The sequence below is a fragment of the Pararhizobium sp. IMCC3301 genome (assembly GCF_030758315.1).
Classification (GTDB): domain Bacteria; phylum Pseudomonadota; class Alphaproteobacteria; order Rhizobiales.
Window position 1 is genome coordinate 1,814,737 of sequence record NZ_CP132336.1, and the last position, 16,619, is coordinate 1,831,355.

The 16,619-nt window shown below is 56.3% G+C and carries 12 protein-coding genes, 1 tRNA gene and 1 pseudogene; 3 read left to right on the forward strand and 11 right to left on the reverse strand.

Translation table 11 applies throughout. From position 1 onward, the window contains the following. Nucleotides 1-86 precede the first annotated feature (86 nt). The 11 genes and pseudogenes from RAL88_RS08795 to RAL88_RS08845 all read right to left on the reverse strand — a co-directional run bounded on the left by RAL88_RS08795 (nucleotide 87) and on the right by RAL88_RS08845 (nucleotide 10,169). Nucleotides 87-1,442: an ABC transporter substrate-binding protein gene (locus RAL88_RS08795; protein ID WP_306268815.1), complete on the reverse strand. Its 1,356-nt coding sequence runs from the start codon at nucleotides 1,440-1,442 to the stop codon at nucleotides 87-89. A 198-nt stretch (nucleotides 1,443-1,640) separates the two neighbouring features. After that, nucleotides 1,641-2,474: a DUF2189 domain-containing protein gene (locus tag RAL88_RS08800; protein WP_306268817.1), complete on the reverse strand. Its 834-nt coding sequence runs from the start codon at nucleotides 2,472-2,474 to the stop codon at nucleotides 1,641-1,643. Nucleotides 2,475-2,613: 139 nt separating this feature from the next. After that, entirely contained in the window at nucleotides 2,614-3,771 is a 1,158-nt protein-coding gene (locus RAL88_RS08805; protein ID WP_306268818.1) for a Gfo/Idh/MocA family protein, read from the reverse strand. A gap of 86 nt (nucleotides 3,772-3,857) precedes the next feature. Then, the gene (locus RAL88_RS08810) at nucleotides 3,858-4,478 is read right to left on the reverse strand and encodes a nicotinate-nucleotide adenylyltransferase (RefSeq protein ID WP_306268820.1); all 621 of its coding nucleotides are present in this window, start codon (nucleotides 4,476-4,478) and stop codon (nucleotides 3,858-3,860) included. Between the two features lie 13 nt (nucleotides 4,479-4,491). Continuing rightward, nucleotides 4,492-5,796, reverse strand: a complete 1,305-nt coding sequence (locus RAL88_RS08815) for a glutamate-5-semialdehyde dehydrogenase (protein ID WP_371932153.1) — start codon at nucleotides 5,794-5,796, stop codon at nucleotides 4,492-4,494. Nucleotides 5,797-5,876: 80 nt separating this feature from the next. Continuing rightward, nucleotides 5,877-7,001, reverse strand: a pseudogene (proB, locus tag RAL88_RS08820) (glutamate 5-kinase); the annotation flags it as partial. A 22-nt stretch (nucleotides 7,002-7,023) separates the two neighbouring features. Next, nucleotides 7,024-8,067 (reverse strand): GTPase ObgE, encoded by a 1,044-nt coding sequence (gene obgE / locus RAL88_RS08825; RefSeq protein ID WP_306268822.1) that lies wholly within the window; start codon nucleotides 8,065-8,067, stop codon nucleotides 7,024-7,026. A gap of 30 nt (nucleotides 8,068-8,097) precedes the next feature. After that, the gene (locus RAL88_RS08830) at nucleotides 8,098-8,745 is read right to left on the reverse strand and encodes a GNAT family N-acetyltransferase (RefSeq protein ID WP_306268823.1); all 648 of its coding nucleotides are present in this window, start codon (nucleotides 8,743-8,745) and stop codon (nucleotides 8,098-8,100) included. Further along, complete coding sequence (locus tag RAL88_RS08835) at nucleotides 8,727-9,014, reverse strand: hypothetical protein (protein WP_306268825.1); 288 nt, start codon at nucleotides 9,012-9,014, stop codon at nucleotides 8,727-8,729. Before RAL88_RS08835 ends, RAL88_RS08830 begins: the two co-directional genes overlap by 19 nt. A 117-nt stretch (nucleotides 9,015-9,131) precedes the next feature. Further along, on the reverse strand, nucleotides 9,132-9,401 hold the full coding sequence (gene rpmA, locus RAL88_RS08840; protein ID WP_306268826.1) for a 50S ribosomal protein L27: 270 nt from the start codon (nucleotides 9,399-9,401) through the stop codon (nucleotides 9,132-9,134). Nucleotides 9,402-9,446: 45 nt separating this feature from the next. Then, nucleotides 9,447-10,169 (reverse strand): 50S ribosomal protein L21, encoded by a 723-nt coding sequence (locus RAL88_RS08845; RefSeq protein WP_306268828.1) that lies wholly within the window; start codon nucleotides 10,167-10,169, stop codon nucleotides 9,447-9,449. 375 nt (nucleotides 10,170-10,544) lie between these two features. Here RAL88_RS08845 and RAL88_RS08850 point away from each other — a divergent pair. From RAL88_RS08850 to RAL88_RS08860, 3 genes are all read left to right on the forward strand, one after another. Further along, nucleotides 10,545-10,634 (forward strand) — tRNA-Ser (locus tag RAL88_RS08850). A 1,165-nt stretch (nucleotides 10,635-11,799) separates the two neighbouring features. Next, nucleotides 11,800-14,754, forward strand: a complete 2,955-nt coding sequence (locus RAL88_RS08855) for an autotransporter outer membrane beta-barrel domain-containing protein (protein ID WP_306268830.1) — start codon at nucleotides 11,800-11,802, stop codon at nucleotides 14,752-14,754. Nucleotides 14,755-14,758: 4 nt separating this feature from the next. Continuing rightward, nucleotides 14,759-15,868 carry a TIGR03032 family protein gene (locus RAL88_RS08860; RefSeq protein WP_306268832.1) on the forward strand — a complete coding sequence of 370 codons (1,110 nt, stop codon included), beginning with the start codon at nucleotides 14,759-14,761 and terminating at the stop codon, nucleotides 15,866-15,868. Nucleotides 15,869-16,619 lie beyond the last annotated feature (751 nt).

The window sequence follows — 16,619 nt, forward strand, 5'->3', positions numbered from 1 at the left end:
TCGGTCACTGGTTTCTCACCCGATTTCAGAAAGAGTGGACTGCCAGCCCCGGCATGTTGCCGGGGCTGGCAGATGAAGCGGCGGTGCTAAAGCTTGCCGTCGTCTTCAAAGACTTCGGTCCAGTCGACGATCAACTGATCGAGCGCTTCCTGAGCGGTACCCTTGTCGGCCACAACATAATCATGGAGGCGCTTCTGCATATCCTGCAACAGGATTGCATAAGAGGGTTCCTGCCAGAAATCCTGCACCTGATTCATCGCCACCAGGAAGTCGGCGGCGAATGGCTGGCTGTCCTTGAAGGACGGATCGTTGAGCACGTCATTGTGCACCGCGTAGCCGCCGAGAGCCCACCATTTTTTCTGGATTTCCGGATTTGCAAACCACTTGATGTAAGCCAGGGCGCCTTCCATATTATCGGTATTGGCGACAACCGAAATACCCTGTCCGCCCAGTGTCGAGGCGGCCACATTCTGCGCCGGATTGACAAAGAAACCGATTTTGTCACCGCCGACATTTTCATCCTTGGCAAGACCGGGGAAGAAGGCGAACCAGTTCATTGCCATCGCGACCTGACCAGATTTGAACGCATCCAGTCCTTCGCCCATATAGCTGTCGGTGTAGCCGGGAGGCGTACAGCACTGATACAGTTTCTTGTAGGCTTCCAGACCGGCTACGGCTTCCGGAGAATTGACCGCGCCTTCCATGTCGTATTTGCCCGGCGTGTTTTCATATTTGAAGCCATAGGGATACATCGCCGATGTTGCACCCATGGTAATGCCTTCCGATGCACGCTCGGTAAAGATTGCAGCCCCGTAAACGGTTTTGCCATCAATCTCACGCTCCTGGAAGAATTCCGCAACCTCGCGCAATTCGTCCCATGTCGCGGGCGGTCCGATATCGCGGCCGTATTTTTCCTTGAATTCAGCCATGATTTCCGGGCGGCTGAACCAGTCCTTGCGGTAGAACCAGCCATTGGCATCGCCCATCGCCGGCAACGCCCAGTAGTTCGGCGTGCCTTTCGGCCAGGTTGAATAGGCATTCACGGCAGCCGCCGCGAAGTCATCCATGGAAATGCCTTCCTGGTCGAAGAAGTCATTGAGTTTGACGTAATAGCCGTTTTCGGCGGAACCGCCGAGCCATTGCGAATCTCCGATCAGCAGATCGCACAGCTTGCCGCCGGCATTCAACTCGTTGAGAATGCGGTCGGCAAAGTTTGGCCATGGCACAAATTCAAAGCCCATATCGATGCCCGACTCGGCTTCAAATTCCTTGGATAATTCAACCAGCGCATTGGCCGGGTCCCATGCGGCCCAGCACAGCGTCAGTTCCTGAGACTGCGCTGCTGTGGAAAAGCCTGTCGACAATAGTGCCGCTGACGCGAGCCCCAGAACGGCCTTGCCCAATCCGATTTTTTTCAGTGTTTTGGTAAATATTGGCTGCATATTCATCTCCCAATTTGAACCCGGCCAAAACCGGTTTCAGATCCCAGAATTCTGCCTCGCAAGCGCGAGGAAAGCTCCGCCAATTTCCTTGACGTGTTTAGTATTTTGTTTAGTAATGCAGCAATTACTAAACAAATCAATGGAAAATTACGCTGCATTGCAGCATTGCGGTGTTTAGTGAAACTCGTGCCGCAATGGTCAGCTTGTTTCGGGTTCGCTGGAATTTTGCTCGGAAATCTCTTCAATGGCAGATCGGTAAATGTGCCATGTGGTGTGGCCCAACACCGGCAAAACGACAATAAGTCCAAGCAATGCCGGCACCATCGCCATGAAGATCAATACGCCAATCACAGCTCCCCAGCCCAGCATGACAGAGGGGTTGTCACGCACTGTTCTGATGCTGAGCAACATGGCGGAAATGAAATCGATCTGCCGGTCAAGCAGAAGCGGCATTGAAATAACGCTGATGCAGAACAGCACACATGCCAGCGCCGTCCCGACAATCGTGCCAATCCCGAGGAACAGCATTCCCTCACTGGTGCTGGTGACAATCTGAAAAAAACTCTCGAGAGATGAAAACGGCCGCAGACCCAGAAACAACGCGATCAGCAGCCTCACCTGATAGATCCAGAGCCAGAAAACGAACAGCACAACAAACGCCATCCATCCCAGCTCCTTTCCCGATTGTCTGACGACGATCAGATAAATGTCGCGCCAGTTGAACGGTATATCCAGAGCCAGACGCCGGCTCATCTCATAAAGACCGGCTGCCGCGAAAGGTGCGATCAGGGGAAATCCAAGCGCGACGGGAATGACCATCCAAACCTGGCCAAAATAAAACAGGCTCGCGAATACAAAAAACCCGCCCGCGGCGAAGACAAGTCCGAATGAACTGCTCAACAGCGGCCGTGCCAGATAGTCGGATAATCCGGCCCGCAAGGCGGATTTGATATCTTCTGCGGTCAAATTGCGCACGCGCAGCGCGTCAATCGGCTGCGGCCCGACGCGATGAGATGGTTCTGGATCAGTCACGGCAATTCCCCCGGCAGCAATCAAACGATAAATTTGCATGCCAGAGAGACACAAGCCTTGATCCGGATCAATAGACAGATCCGGACCCAGGATGAGTTCTTGTGCCCAACTTAATTGCGGCCAGCTTAATTGCGCCCAACTATCTGGGCAGATCGACCCAGGCACCTTGCTGTTTGGCGGAGGCAACCGCTGCAAAAACGGCATTCATCGATTGCAGGCCATCTTCGGCGGTCGGATAATGCGTTGCCGCCGGGTCAGCTTCGCGGCCTTCCTTGCCGGCAAAAATCACTTCAGCCAGATCGGAATAGATGTTGGCAAACGCCAGAGGCATGCCTTCCGCGTGGCCGATGGTCACCCGCGATGCCCGGTCCGCTTCTGGTGACAAGCCGGGGCCGCCACGTTCCAGAACCCGCGTTACCGGCTCGGTAATCGGCGTGTAGTAGACCTGATTTGGCTGCTCCTGTGCCCAGCGCAGACCGCCGGTCTCGCCAAACACCTGCAGGGTCAGCCCGTGCATCCGGCCAACGGCGATAGAGCTGGTCCACAGCCGGCCCGCGGCTCCGCCATTCATGCGGAAATTGATCATCGCATCATCTTCCAGCTGCCGGCTGGCAATGGTGCTGACAAAATCCGCAGACAGTTTTTCAACCTCCTGGCCGGTGACAAAACAGGCCATATGCAGAGCATGAATACCGCAATCGGCAAATTGCGCGGAAACGCCGATTTGCGCCGGATCGTAGCGCCAGCGCACCCGTGGATTGTCCGCATCAGCTGCATCGGCGTGAAAGCCATGGGCAAATTCTGCCTTTACCATGCGCACCTTGCCAATATCACCGCGGGCCACCATCGCCCGCATATGACGCACCATCGGATAGCCGGAATAACCGTAATTCACGGCACAGATTTTGCCGCTGGCTTTGGCCGATGCAACCACCTGCTCGGCCTCTTCGACGGTCATCGTCATCGGCTTTTCGCAGAGCACATGAAACCCGGCCTCGAGGAACGCTTTGGTGATCGCAAAATGCGTCGAATTGGGTGTCGCCACCGTGACCAGATCGAGCCGCCCATCCTCCGCCGACCTTGCGCTTTCCGCCGCCAGCATTTCCTGCCAGTTGCCATAGGCACGGCTGGCATCAACCCCAAGCGTTGCGCCAAATTCCCGGCTCTTGCCGGGATCAATGTCAAAGGCACCGGCACTCAGGCTGAAGAGCCCGTCGAGACCCGCACCAAGCCGGTGAGCCGGACCGATCTGACTGCCCGCACCACCACCGATCAGACCCCAATTCAACCTGTTCATAGTTCTCTCCAAATAGTCGCTGTCTTATTGCGTTTCTGTTGTCATAAAATCGCCAGCCCGGCTCAGCGATAATTGATGGAACACCATCAAATCTCAAGCTGTCGGCGAACGGATGCAGCGCGCAGAGCGCTCGACGACGCATCGGACCGAGGCCCGTGCAAAAAGGTCCAGGCCGGCGGTTTCATCAGTGCCAGAACTGCAGCGCTGCGTTCCGGCACCCGGAAGCGCGCCAGCGCCTGCGCGGCCACCGATGAGCGTGCTGCGCCAGAAGATCCGGGCCGGTCAATAATAGCCATCGGCATCAGTTGCGCAATCTCCTGCCAGCCCTGCCAGCGATGAAATTGCACCAGATTGTCGGCACCCATCAGCCAGACAAATCGCGTCGCGGCAAAACGCTGTCGCAAAATCGCCAGCGTGTCATAGGTGAACCGTGTGCTGATGCCGGCTTCCAGACCGCTCACCGTGATCAATGGATGGTCAGCGAGTTGTTCGGCAGTGCGCGCACGCTCTGCAAGAGGCGGCAGGGAATTATTGTCTTTCAATGGATTGCCAGGCGTCACCATCCACCACACATTTTGCAATTGCAGGCGCTGCAGCGCCAACAGCGAGATATGACGATGACCATCATGAGCAGGATTAAACGTCCCGCCCAGAATACCGATACGGTGTCCTGGCAGGGCTGGCGGGATTTTGCTCCAGTCGCGCAACGTGCAGCCGCGCCTACGGGCGGGTCTGGCCGGTGCCGCGCACACGGTAGTTGAAACTCGTCAGTTGTTCCAGGCCGACAGGGCCGCGCGCATGCATTTTTCCGGTGGCAATGCCGATTTCCCCGCCCATGCCGAATTCGCCGCCATCGGCAAACTGGGTTGAGGCATTATGCAGCAAAATGGCGCTGTCGACCTCGTTGAAAAACCGTGCGACAGCCGCTGCGTCCTCGGCAATAATGGCTTCGGTATGGCTGGAGGAATAGGTATGGATATGGTCCAGCGCCGCATCCAGATCATCCACCACGCGCACCGCCAGAATGGCGTCGAGATATTCCGTGCGCCAGTCTTCTTCGCTGGCAGGCTCCGCCCAGTCCGCCATAGCGCACACCGTGTCATCGCCGCGAATCGTGCAGTCCGCCGCGCGCAGATCGTCAAGCACCGGCAGCAGATGGCTGGCCACAATGGCCCGGTCCACCAACAACGTCTCCAGCGCGCCGCAAATCCCGGTGCGACGCATCTTGGCATTCACCACCAGTTTGCGGGCCATCCCAAGATCTGCGGATTTATCGATGATCATGTGACATATGCCTTCCAGATGCGCGAAGACCGGCACCCTGGCTTCGGCTTCCACCCGCGCCACCAGACTTTTGCCGCCGCGCGGCACAATCACGTTGATCGCGCCATTGAGGCCGCCGAGCATCGCCCCCACCGCCTCCCGGTCTGTGGTCGGCACCAGCTGGATGGCGGTTTCAGGAAGCCCCGCCGCCTGCAGCCCCTCAACCAGACAGGCATGAATCGCCCGTGAGGAAAGATAACTGTCCGAGCCACCACGCAGAATGGCAGCATTGCCTGACTTGAAGCACAGAGCGCCGGCATCGGCCGTGACATTCGGGCGGCTTTCAAAGATCACACCGATAACGCCCAGTGGTGTGCGCACCCGGGATATTTTCAAACCGTTCGGCCGCTCCCATTCGGCAATCACCGTTCCAACCGGGTCGGGCAGAGCGGCAATCGCTTCAAGGCCCGATGCAATCGCCTCGACACGCTCTGTATCGAGCGTCAGCCGGTCGATGAAAGAGGCCGCAGCGCCTTTGTCTACCATCGCCGCAACATCCCTGGCGTTGGCCGTCAGAATGGCTGGTGTAGCGGCTCGCAGGGCTTTTGCCGCTTCCAGCAACGCAAGGTCCTTTTGCGCGCGCGGCGCGATGGCCAGAACCGCTGCGGCCGCCTTCGCGGCAGCGCCCAATGCGTCCATCACGGCAAGTGTATCCTCACGCTCGGCCCCGGCCAGATCAGCCCTGTTGATTTGCGTATTCATCCCTGACGTCCCTCATCCTGCCCCTCATCCTGCCCCTCATTTTGCAACGATGGAGCGGTCTGTATCGCGTCACCGGCTCCGGCCGTCACCATCGCCATATTGTCACGGTGGATCATGGTATCGCGGCCAGCATAGCCCAACCGCGCCTCGATGTCTTTGCTATGACAACCGATCAGCCTGCCGGCATCCTCGCTATCATAGGCGATCAGCCCGCGCGCCAGACGCTGCTGGTCCGGCCCTGTGATCCAGACGCAATCACCGCGCTGAAAAAATCCCGACACTGCCGTCACACCAGCCGGCAACAGGCTCTTGCCGCGCTGCAGCGCTGCGACCGCTCCGGCGTCAACACAGATCGACCCTTTCGGTTCCAGACTGCCGGCAATCCAGCTCTTGCGCGCCGCCGTCGGGCTGGTTGACGCTGAAAACCATGTCTTGCGGCTGTCCAGCCGGTCGATGGCGGCCAGAGGATGCATGGTCTTGCCCGAGGCAATCACCATATCGGCACCGGCGCGGGTGGCGATCTTGCCGGCTTCAATCTTGGTTTTCATCCCGCCGCGCGATAACTCCGAGCCGGCGCTGCCGGCCATGGCTTCAATTGCAGGAGTGATCGCCGTGACGTGCGGAATATGCTGCGCGCCCGGATCGTCCAAAGGGGGCGCAGTGTAGAGCCCGTCAATATCCGACAGCAGAACCAGGCAATCGGCGCTTGCCATCGAAGCCACCCGCGCCGCCAGCCGGTCATTGTCGCCATAGCGGATTTCCGATGTGGCCACCGTATCATTCTCGTTGATAATGGGAATGGCGCCAAACCGCAGCAAGGTTTCCAGCGTTGAGCGCGCATTGAGATAGCGCCGCCGCTCTTCCGTATCGCTAAGGGTCAACAAAATCTGGCCGGTCTGAAAGCCATGTCCGGCCAGCACCCCGTTCCAGGCCCGGCCAAGTTCAATCTGTCCAACGGCAGCTGCCGCCTGGCTTTCTTCAAGTTTCAGCGGTCCGTTGGGCAGCTTCAGCAATTGCCGGCCTAGAGCGATCGCGCCTGACGACACCACCAGCACATCAATTTTTGCCGCTTTCAGCTGTGCCAGATCATCGGCCAGCGAGGCCAGCCAGCCGGCCCGGACCTGGCCGATTGCAGCATCGACCAACAAAGCCGAACCGACTTTGACCACGATGCGCTTGTAGGATGAGAGCTGCTTTGCGTTCATGCCAGAGCAATCCGGTTCGCGCTTACGCGACCGGACTCCAGTCAGTTTCCTCAGCCTCGGGGGCCTCTTCGCGGGCTCGGTCCTGCTCGATCATCGAGAACACGGCACGCAGAACCTCATCAACACCTTTCCCGGTGGCACCTGACATCTGCATGATGTCACTGCCGCTGGCCTCCCGCAACGCCGCAGAGCGTTCCCGGATTTCTTCATCGCTCATGGCGTCAATTTTGTTGAGCACCACATAAGTTGTCTTTTCCGCCAGCCCGCCGCCATAGGCGATCAGTTCGTCACACACTGTCTTATAGTCCTGCACCACATTCTCGCTGGTGCCATCGACCAGATGCAGCAGCACCCGGCAGCGTTCCACATGGCCAAGAAAGCGCACACCGATACCGGCGCCCTCATGGGCTCCTTCAATGAGGCCGGGAATATCCGCCAGCACGCATTCCCGCCCGTCCATCCGGACAACGCCCAGATTGGGATGAATCGTGGTGAAGGGATAATCGGCGATTTTCGGTTTTGCTGCCGTGACGCTGGCCAGAAAACTCGACTTGCCGGCATTGGGCAGCCCCAACAGGCCGGCATCCGCAATCAGCTTCAGGCGCAGCCAGACGGCCTTTTCAATGCCATCTTCGCCGGGGTTGGCGCGCCGCGGTGACTGATTGGTCGATGATTTGAACCTTGCATTGCCAAAACCACCATTGCCACCCTTGGCGATGAGCACGCGCTGACCAATTTCGGTCAGATCCGCGATCAGGGTTTCATTGTCTTCTTCCAGCACCTGGGTCCCGAGCGGCACTTTCAGCACCACTTCGGCACCGCGCGCGCCGCTGCGGTTCTTGCCCATGCCATGAACACCGGTCTTGCCTTTGAAATGCTGCTGATAGCGGTAGTCGATCAGCGTATTGAGGCCGTTGACGCATTCCACCCAGACATCACCGCCCTTGCCGCCATCACCGCCATCGGGGCCGCCGAACTGGATGAATTTCTCGCGCCGGAACGAGACCGCGCCCGCGCCGCCATTGCCGGAGCGAATAAAAACACGGGCCTGGTCAAGAAACTTCATGATATGCCAAACAGACTGAGCATAGGTGCTCTAGTAATTCATCGTATAGGAATCGGCGCGGTTCTGCGCCCGGTGCCACGCGCCGTCGGATTTCGACCCTGTGCCGAAATAGGCTTCGCGCGTCAGTTCCATGTCTCTATGGTCCACATCCTCACCTCTGGCAAGACTGTAGACCCTGCTGCTGCCGATTTCGCGGAAGCCGAGAAAGCCAAGCACCTTCTCCGAACGCTGATTGTCGACAAAATACCCGGCCCGGATGACCGTCTGCTCGCTCAGCGCAAAAATATGGTCAAGCAGCGCGGCGGCAGCTTCTCTCATGATGCCCTTGTCCCAGTAAAGTCTGGCCAGCCAATAGCCGATCTCGGGATGCTGTTCCCCGCTGCGCAGTCCAATGACGCCAAGAAATGCCCCGGTTTTCCAGTCACTTATCGCCAGACGCAACTCGCCTTCGCGGCCGGTTTCAGAAAATTCCGCTGCAGAGCGGTCAAAATCCTCGCCCGTATAGGGATACGGCACCCGCGTCAGATTGCGCGCCACGACCCCGTCCGACAGCGCCGCTACAACAGTACTACGGTGCTCCGGACCCAGCGGTGACAGGCGCAAACGGTCGGTGACAATGTCGACATGGCCTGTTTCCAGACCAAGCGGCACTGCATCTTTCACAAGTCCCTTGAACATTGTCTCCTCCCCAGGCTTTCACGGACCTCTGTCCCACCGCTCCTATCAGCAGCGGGTTTCAGAACGATGACACAGGCGCTGCGGTCCTCCCGCTTGTCCTTTGCAGCATTGATCCACTCCATGGCATCGGCAGTGCCATAAGGATGCGGCATCTTTGCGGTCTGATTTGCCACATTCGGATTAATTGCAAGCTGCGCGATCTGCTGCGTATCCAGCCAGCCTGCCCTGTCGCTGCCGTTCGGATCTTCACTGTCATTTACATTCGTCATGGCTAAATCCCGAAATAAAACAAAAGGGGAGATGGTATCCCATCTCCCCTTTTTAAATTTCGGAATGTCTAATTCCGCCGGGTCAATGAGACACCGGCGGGTTTAAAGAGTTGCCGGTTACTCTGCTGCTTCCATCATCGGAAGTACGGACACGTAGGTTCGGCCGTTTGCTTTGGCCTGGAACTTCACGTTGCCCATATCCTTGGCAAAAATGGTGTGATCTTTGCCCATGCCGACGCCAGAGCCGGGATGCCACTTGGTGCCGCGCTGACGCAGGATAATGTTGCCTGGAATCACGGCTTCGCCGCCGAATTTCTTCACGCCAAGACGACGGCCTGCTGAATCGCGCCCGTTGCGTGATGATCCGCCTGCTTTTTTATGTGCCATGGTATTCGTCCTAATTTATAACTTGTGTGTCTTCTAACAGGCGTCTCAGCCTTCGGCAAGCGCCTTGGCCTGACCGATCCAGTCTTCCCGGTCGATGCGGCCCTTGAATGACAGCGCATCGTCAACCCGGCTTACATCGTCTTCCGTGAAGGCTGCAACCTGAGCGTATTTGGTGATGCCCAGTGCATTCAGCTTCTTCTCCAGAACCGGACCGACACCGGATATTTTCTTCAAATCATCCGCTTCGCCATCAGGCGCTGTGAACAGAGCCGCTGGAGCCGCATCATCAGCCTTTGCCGCCTTGGCAGCTTTCGGCTTTTCAGCTTTCGGCTTTTCAGCTTTGGCAGCTTCAGCTTTTGGCGCGTCTTTTTTGGCAGCGTCTTCTTTGGCGGCATCTTCTTTGGCATCATCCGCTTTTGGGGCGGCTTTTTTGGCTTTCTTCGGAGCCGATTTTCCGTCTGTCAGAATATCGGTAACGCGCACAATCGTCAGATCCTGACGGTGCCCGTTGCGGCGGCGCGAATTCTGCCGGCGGCGCTTTTTGAAGATGATGATCTTGTCGCCGCGTGCCTGGCGCACGATCTCGGCCACAACACTTGCACCATCCACGGTGGGCGCGCCAATCAGCGGTGCATCCGCACCACCAACCATCAGCACTTCTTTGAATTCAATCGTATCACCGGCTTCACCGGCAAGACGCTCGATTGTAATTTCATCATCGGCGGCAACGCGGTATTGCTTGCCCCCTGTTTTGATGACTGCGAACATATCTTTCTCCATGTTCCTGCTCGGCCGTATCCGCTATGTCCGCAACGCGGTTGCTGGCGGATCGGCCAACTTTTTTCAGTCAGCATCCTTCGCGGGAAAGATGCAGGGTTCGGTTTTGTTTTCGGGTGGTGAGCGCGGCTTCTTGTGAGCCGGCATCTCATCGCACAACAACAAAGGGCGGCCAAAAGCCACCCGTCGCGCTGCTATAGATGGGAAAGCGCCGCTTTTGTCAAGAAGCGATGCACGGCAAAGCGTCTGAAAACGCACTTTTCACCCGATTTGACCCCTTGTCTGCATGCCATGCCCTGTGTATGGTCCGCCCGCTTTGACGACCACCCGCATCAGTATGTCTGGTGCAGTTGTTTGAAAGCCTGCGGAGAGGTGCCAGAGTGGTCGAATGGGGCGGTCTCGAAAACCGTTGAGCCTGCAAGGGTTCCCAGGGTTCGAATCCCTGTCTCTCCGCCATTTACCTCAGTAAATATTTGTTTTTATTATGCTTATTGGAACTACTCCACGCCAACCCCAACTCTGTCCCTAACTCAGGGTATCGCAGATATCCTCCATGTCCTCCCGCTTGGTCCTCCCGCTTGGTCCTCCCGCTCGGGACCAGTCATAGCTGTCAGGGCTCATTCCCGCGCCGCCGGGTCACAGATAGCGCCTCCGCCTGTGCCATAACGCCCCGAACAGCTGCGTCCTCCGAATCTGGTGAGCAACCGTACTTCCGCGGGATGCATTCACGAAAACCCTTAAACGAGCACAGGCGCTGACGCGGTGTGCAAATTCTATCGAGGCTTTTGGTGGAGAGAAACTTTGCAGCCTTGATCGGCTGTTCCACCATACGGCGTTCCCGGTCGATGAGTTCCAGTTGCGAGGCGGAAGCGAAAGTGGCGGCGGCAAATCGTTTAACAGGCGCGCTATTTTGCGGGCAGCGCCGCCTGGTTGCCTCTTACAGTTGCATTCGCGCAACAATTCCGGGAAACCCGATGTTCAGGACCCCGGCTCGCTATGAAAAATGGCAGGTTTCTGCTTAGCTTGCGTTAAGCACTTGATAAGTTTTTAGTAAAGTAGCGCATTTTAATAGTGATCGCTAATTACGCGTGATCGCTGATTTTTGAAAGCCTTGGGCGGTTCAATGGCGAAATTCGATAAACGGAATTCAGATGCGGTGCGCAATTTATGCGGCGGCAGGATGACCAAACATGCCGGTCAAGCGGCAAGTTATGCGCCCGAAGTTGGCTCCTGGGCAGCATTGGTCCCTCTTAAATCTTCGGTTTCCGCCATTGCCCTGAGCGCTGCGCTTTTGATGGGGCCGGTATTATTATTGCCTGGTGGTTTGACAGGTGGAAGCAGGGCATATGCCGGAACCTGTGCTGAGACTCCCGCGGGGTCCGGTATCTGGAGTTGTTCTGGCCCGGCAACCGGTGGAGATGTGACGCAAGCACCGACGCCTGTTGCGTTAGGTGCTTTAGCCGTAAGCACCGATCCTTTATTTGGGATCACGACAGCTGCAGGGAATGCATTTACCCTCGTCAACACTGCAGCCGAGACCAGTATTACTTTTACAGACATCAACAATTCTACAATTACGGGTCAAGAAATAGGCATTCGTGCCATAAATTATGGCAGTGAGTTGCTCTCCATCACCACCAACGGCGTCACCACCGGCAACACTGATGAAGGTATTATTGCCGGCAATTCTAATGGCACTTCGTTAACCATCGATGCGGCTGAAACAACCGGGGGCGATTATGGCATTCGTGCCCTCAATGGTGGCAATGATTTACTCTCCATCACCACCAGCGGCGTTACCACCGGCACAAGTAGGGATGGCATTAATGCCCGCAATACTGGCACGTCCCTGACCATCGATGCGGCTGAAACAACCGGGGGGCGGGATGGCATTTATGCCTTCAATACTGGCAGTGGTTTGCTCTCCATCACCACCAGCGGCGTGACCACCGGCACAAGTAGGGATGGCATTAATGCCCGCAATTATTACTCTTCCCTGACCATCGATGCGGCTGAAACAACCGGGCGAAGATTTGGCATCTATGCCAGCAATACTGGCCCTGGTTTGCTCTCCATCACCACCAGTGGCGTGACTACCAGCACAGGTTTGGATGGCATTAATGCCCACAATATTAATGGCACGTCCCTGACCATCGATGCGGCTGAAACAACCGGGCAAAGAGTGGGCATTAATGCCAGCAATCTTGGCAGTGAGTTCCTGTCGATCACCACCAGCGGCGTCACAACCGGCAAAACTGATTACGGTATTTATGCCCGCAATTTGAATGGCACTTGGTTAACCATCGATGCGGCTGAAACAACCGGGCGAAGATTTGGCATTCTTGCCCGCAATTATGGCCGTGATTTGCTCTCCATCACCACCAGCGGCGCGACCACCGGCAATATTAATGACGGTATTTATGCCCGCAATGATGGCACCTCCCTGACCATCGATGCGGCTGAAACAACCGGGGGGCGGGATGGCATCAGAATTGGCCATCAGGGCTCCGGCAATCTCCTCGTCAGGATGGATGGCGCTGTCTACGGCGGCACATATGGCGTTCATAACGAGAGCTCCTCTCAAGGCGGGGCCTTCACCATCACGTCTGGTGGCTCGCTGAGCGGCGGCAGCGGTGTTGCATTGCAGGATAATGCCGATGGCACCAATGGCAATGCGGCCAGTTCCCTCAGCGTTTACGGTGGGCTGAAGGACGATGCTGTTATGGGTGCGGGCTCGGATATGATCACCATCCATACCGATGCAAGCGTTGCCGCTGGCGTCGACCTTGACGGCGGGGATGCTACCACCACCGGAAACGATGACGATTTGGTCTTTAATGGCTGGACGGGTGCGCTCGATGGTCAAATCATCAATTTCGAATTGGTCGATTTGACCAATAATTCCAATGTCACATTTTCCGGAGCGAGTATCGGTCAGGATGCCAATAGCGCGGTGCTGCTTTTTGAAGTAGAGGATGGATCAACAGCATTTTTCCAGAACTCATTTCTGATCAATGGCAATTTCAACAATTTCGGAGCTCTGGATTTGTCGACTGCCAATCTGGTTGCCGATACCGTTTTGACTATCACCGGAAACTACGCTGCTGCCTCCGATCTGTTGCTGGATGTTGTCTTGAACGATGGCGGCTTGACCAACGTGCAACCAAACGATCAGGCCTTTGCCGACCAGATGATTGTCCAGGGCAGTGTGTCGAACGTCACCAGTGTTTTCATCAACAATACGGGCGGAGCCGGGGCTGCGACGGACCGCAATGGCAACGGTTTGGTCGATCCGGATGAGGGCATTTTGATCGTTCAGGTCGAGGGCAACAATCAGGGCAATATCAATGACGCGGCACCGCTTGAAGACAGCACAGCGGCAACCGGAACGCTGTCCCGGCATTTTGTCCTGGGCGCGGCGGGCAATACTTTCAGCAACCCCGATACCGGTAGACAGAATGTTGTTCCCGGTGGCGTTTATGCCTATGATATCTATGCGATCAATCCCGACGCTTCTCAAAATGACGTGTGGGATTTTGTGCTGGCGGCAGCCTTTCAGCCGGCCGCCCCGGTTTACGAAGCGCTTCAGGCAGCACTGCTCTCGATGGAAACGATGCCAACGCTGCAGCAGCGCGTTGGCAACCGCTACTGGTCGAGTTATGGCGGGTCGCGGCTTGGCACCGATGGCGCAATTGTCTCCGGCTTTGGCGCTGATGGCGATGCCTCGCTCACCCAACCCAGCGCCGTCTGGGCCCGCATAGAGGCGGGACATCAGCGGATCGATCCAGACAGTTCGACCACTTCCTCGTACTATACAATCGATCAATGGCAGATGAAGGGCGGGGTTGAAGGATTGGTCTTGGGCGATGCCGGCGGTAATGCACTGATCGCCGGGTTGACCGCTCACTTTGGCGCATCCCAAACAAGCGTGAACTCGCCTTTTGGCAATGGTTCCATTGATTTGACCGGCTATGGCGTTGGCGCAACCATGACATGGTATCGGGAAAACGGTCTTTATCTGGACGGGCAGGGCCAGTATTCCTGGTATGAGGGCGATCTTTCCTCCGGCATTCTTGGCGAACTCTCCGACGATCTGCAAGGCACAGGCTATTCCCTGTCCATCGAAGCAGGCCAGCGCATGGAAATTGGCAATGGCAGGGTTATCACACCCCAGGCCCAGCTTGTCTGGGCCTCTGTCGAATTCGACGATTTTAGCGGACCGTTTGGCGAAACGGTTGAACTTGAGGACGGCGACAATTTAAAAGGACGTGTCGGTATTTCAACCGAGTACGAAAGAATGTGGCAGGCCGCAAATGGCGATAACCGTCGTTCCAACCTTTATACCCTCGCCAATCTGCACTATCAATTTATTGAAGAAACGAGGGTAGAGGTTTCCAGCACGCAGCTTTCAAGCGCTGCGGACCGGCTTTCCGGCGAGCTTGGTGTTGGCGGCTCATATGTGTGGGGTAACGGGCAATACTCGCTTTATAGTGAAGCATCTGCAGCCACCAGCCTTGAGAACCCCGGCAATTCCAACCGCTTCAAGGGGAATGTCGGCATCAGGATGAAATGGTGAGAGAATGACCCAGCTGGCAACCGGGTCAGATTCCAAACCGCCATCCAAAGAAGAGCAGAAAGTCGACTATTCCCTGTCTCCCGGTCTGATGCAGCGTTTGGCCAGCCTGAATGTCTCTATTGCTTTTTCCTCCTATCAGTCCGGGCTCCTGTATTTCCTGGGCCGTGATCCAAAGGGTGGAGCGCATCTGCATCAATCCGCCATGCCAAAGCCGATGGGCCTGTGCCTTGATGGACAGGGCAGACTGACGCTGACCGGCGGTTTCCAGATCATGCGATTTGAGAATGTTCTCGATGCCAATCAGCGCGTCAATGAAACATTCGATGCCTGTTATGTTCCCCGAACCATTCATGTAACTGGCAGTCTGGATGCCCATGATGTGGGGATCGATGAGAACGGACGCATCCTGTTCGTCAACACGCGGTATAACTGCCTGGCGACAGTTTCTTCCCGGCACAGTTTTGAACCTGTATGGAGGCCACCGTTCATTGATGCTTTGGTGGATGAGGATCGATGCCATCTCAACGGACTGGCCATGGATGGCAACAAACCGCGTTATGTTACCGCCGTTAGCCGATCCAATACCATCGATGGCTGGCGGGATCGCAGAGCCGATGGTGGAGTTGTTATCGATATCGATCGTAATGAGATTGTCTGCCAAGGCTTGTCGATGCCCCATTCTCCCAGGATCTATCAGGATGAGTTATGGATACTGAACTCTGGCACCGGTGAACTTGGCGTTATCGAGTTGCCAGAAGAACAGGGCAGAATGGGCAAATTCAAGCCCCGGACTTTCTGCCCCGGCTTCCTGAGGGGCCTTGCTCTTCATGGCAATCACGCCTTTGTCGGTCTTTCCAAACCACGCTACAAACGCTTTGAAGGGCTGGCGCTTGATCAAAGGCTGAAAGACGCCGATAGTGAAGCCTGGTGCGGTATCCAGATTATCGATCTGACGACCGGCACCTGTGTCGACTGGTTTCGTATCGATGGGGCAGTTTCTGAGCTCTATGACGTTGAGATCATACCCGGCTTTACCTGCCCGATGGCCGTCTCTCCCGCCTCGCCCGAAGCCGAAAACCTCATCACAATAGAAAGGGGTGAAGTGGCTGAGTGATCTCGTGAATCCCGATAAAGCCGACGCGCCGTCAAGGCATACGGGCGATCCATCCGCAGCAATCGGCGAGCAACTTTAAGGCCATTTGAGCAACCTTCACCCTTGCAAACTATAACCCCGGCGTGTGGATGCGGGGATATAGTGCAAAAACAATGGCTTGAAAGGTCTCGTCTATAGCAATACTCGAAACTAATTTGAATTTCTTGACATGCCACTGTTTCCCCGCAAGCCTCTCCAGAATCCTTCGCAGGCCGGATCAACAGTCTTTTTTGGCGCATTGGGATGGGTGTGCTTCACGAGATTGCCCACATTCATCACGGCGACTCTGTATGGATCGCGGCTCCACCTGGGCATTCTTCGTTGTTGTGTTCAGTGTCAATGGTGAGCACCTGCAAATTTTCGGTTTGAGTGACTAAACGTAGCGTTAAATGGAAAAGCACCTTCGCAGCATCCTAGATCGTTTCACGGTTACATCGAACCATTTGATGCTCCAGATCAGTTCATCGGCAAGGCAGTCAACGCAGAGCGATGCGGCGCATCGGGCAAGTTGGCTAACGCTGTCCGGTGGGCTGATCTGGAGCACCGAAGGCCGGATTTGCACGCCCGCCGGAAGTCGTTACACTCCGCTTGTGGTCATGAAGACCACGGCGCGAAGTGTGCCTAGCCGGCAAACGAGCAAAACCAGTCAAATGATTCAATGTAACCATGAAGCGATCTAGGAACGTGAAAGCGGACTTGAAGTTCTTTCCGT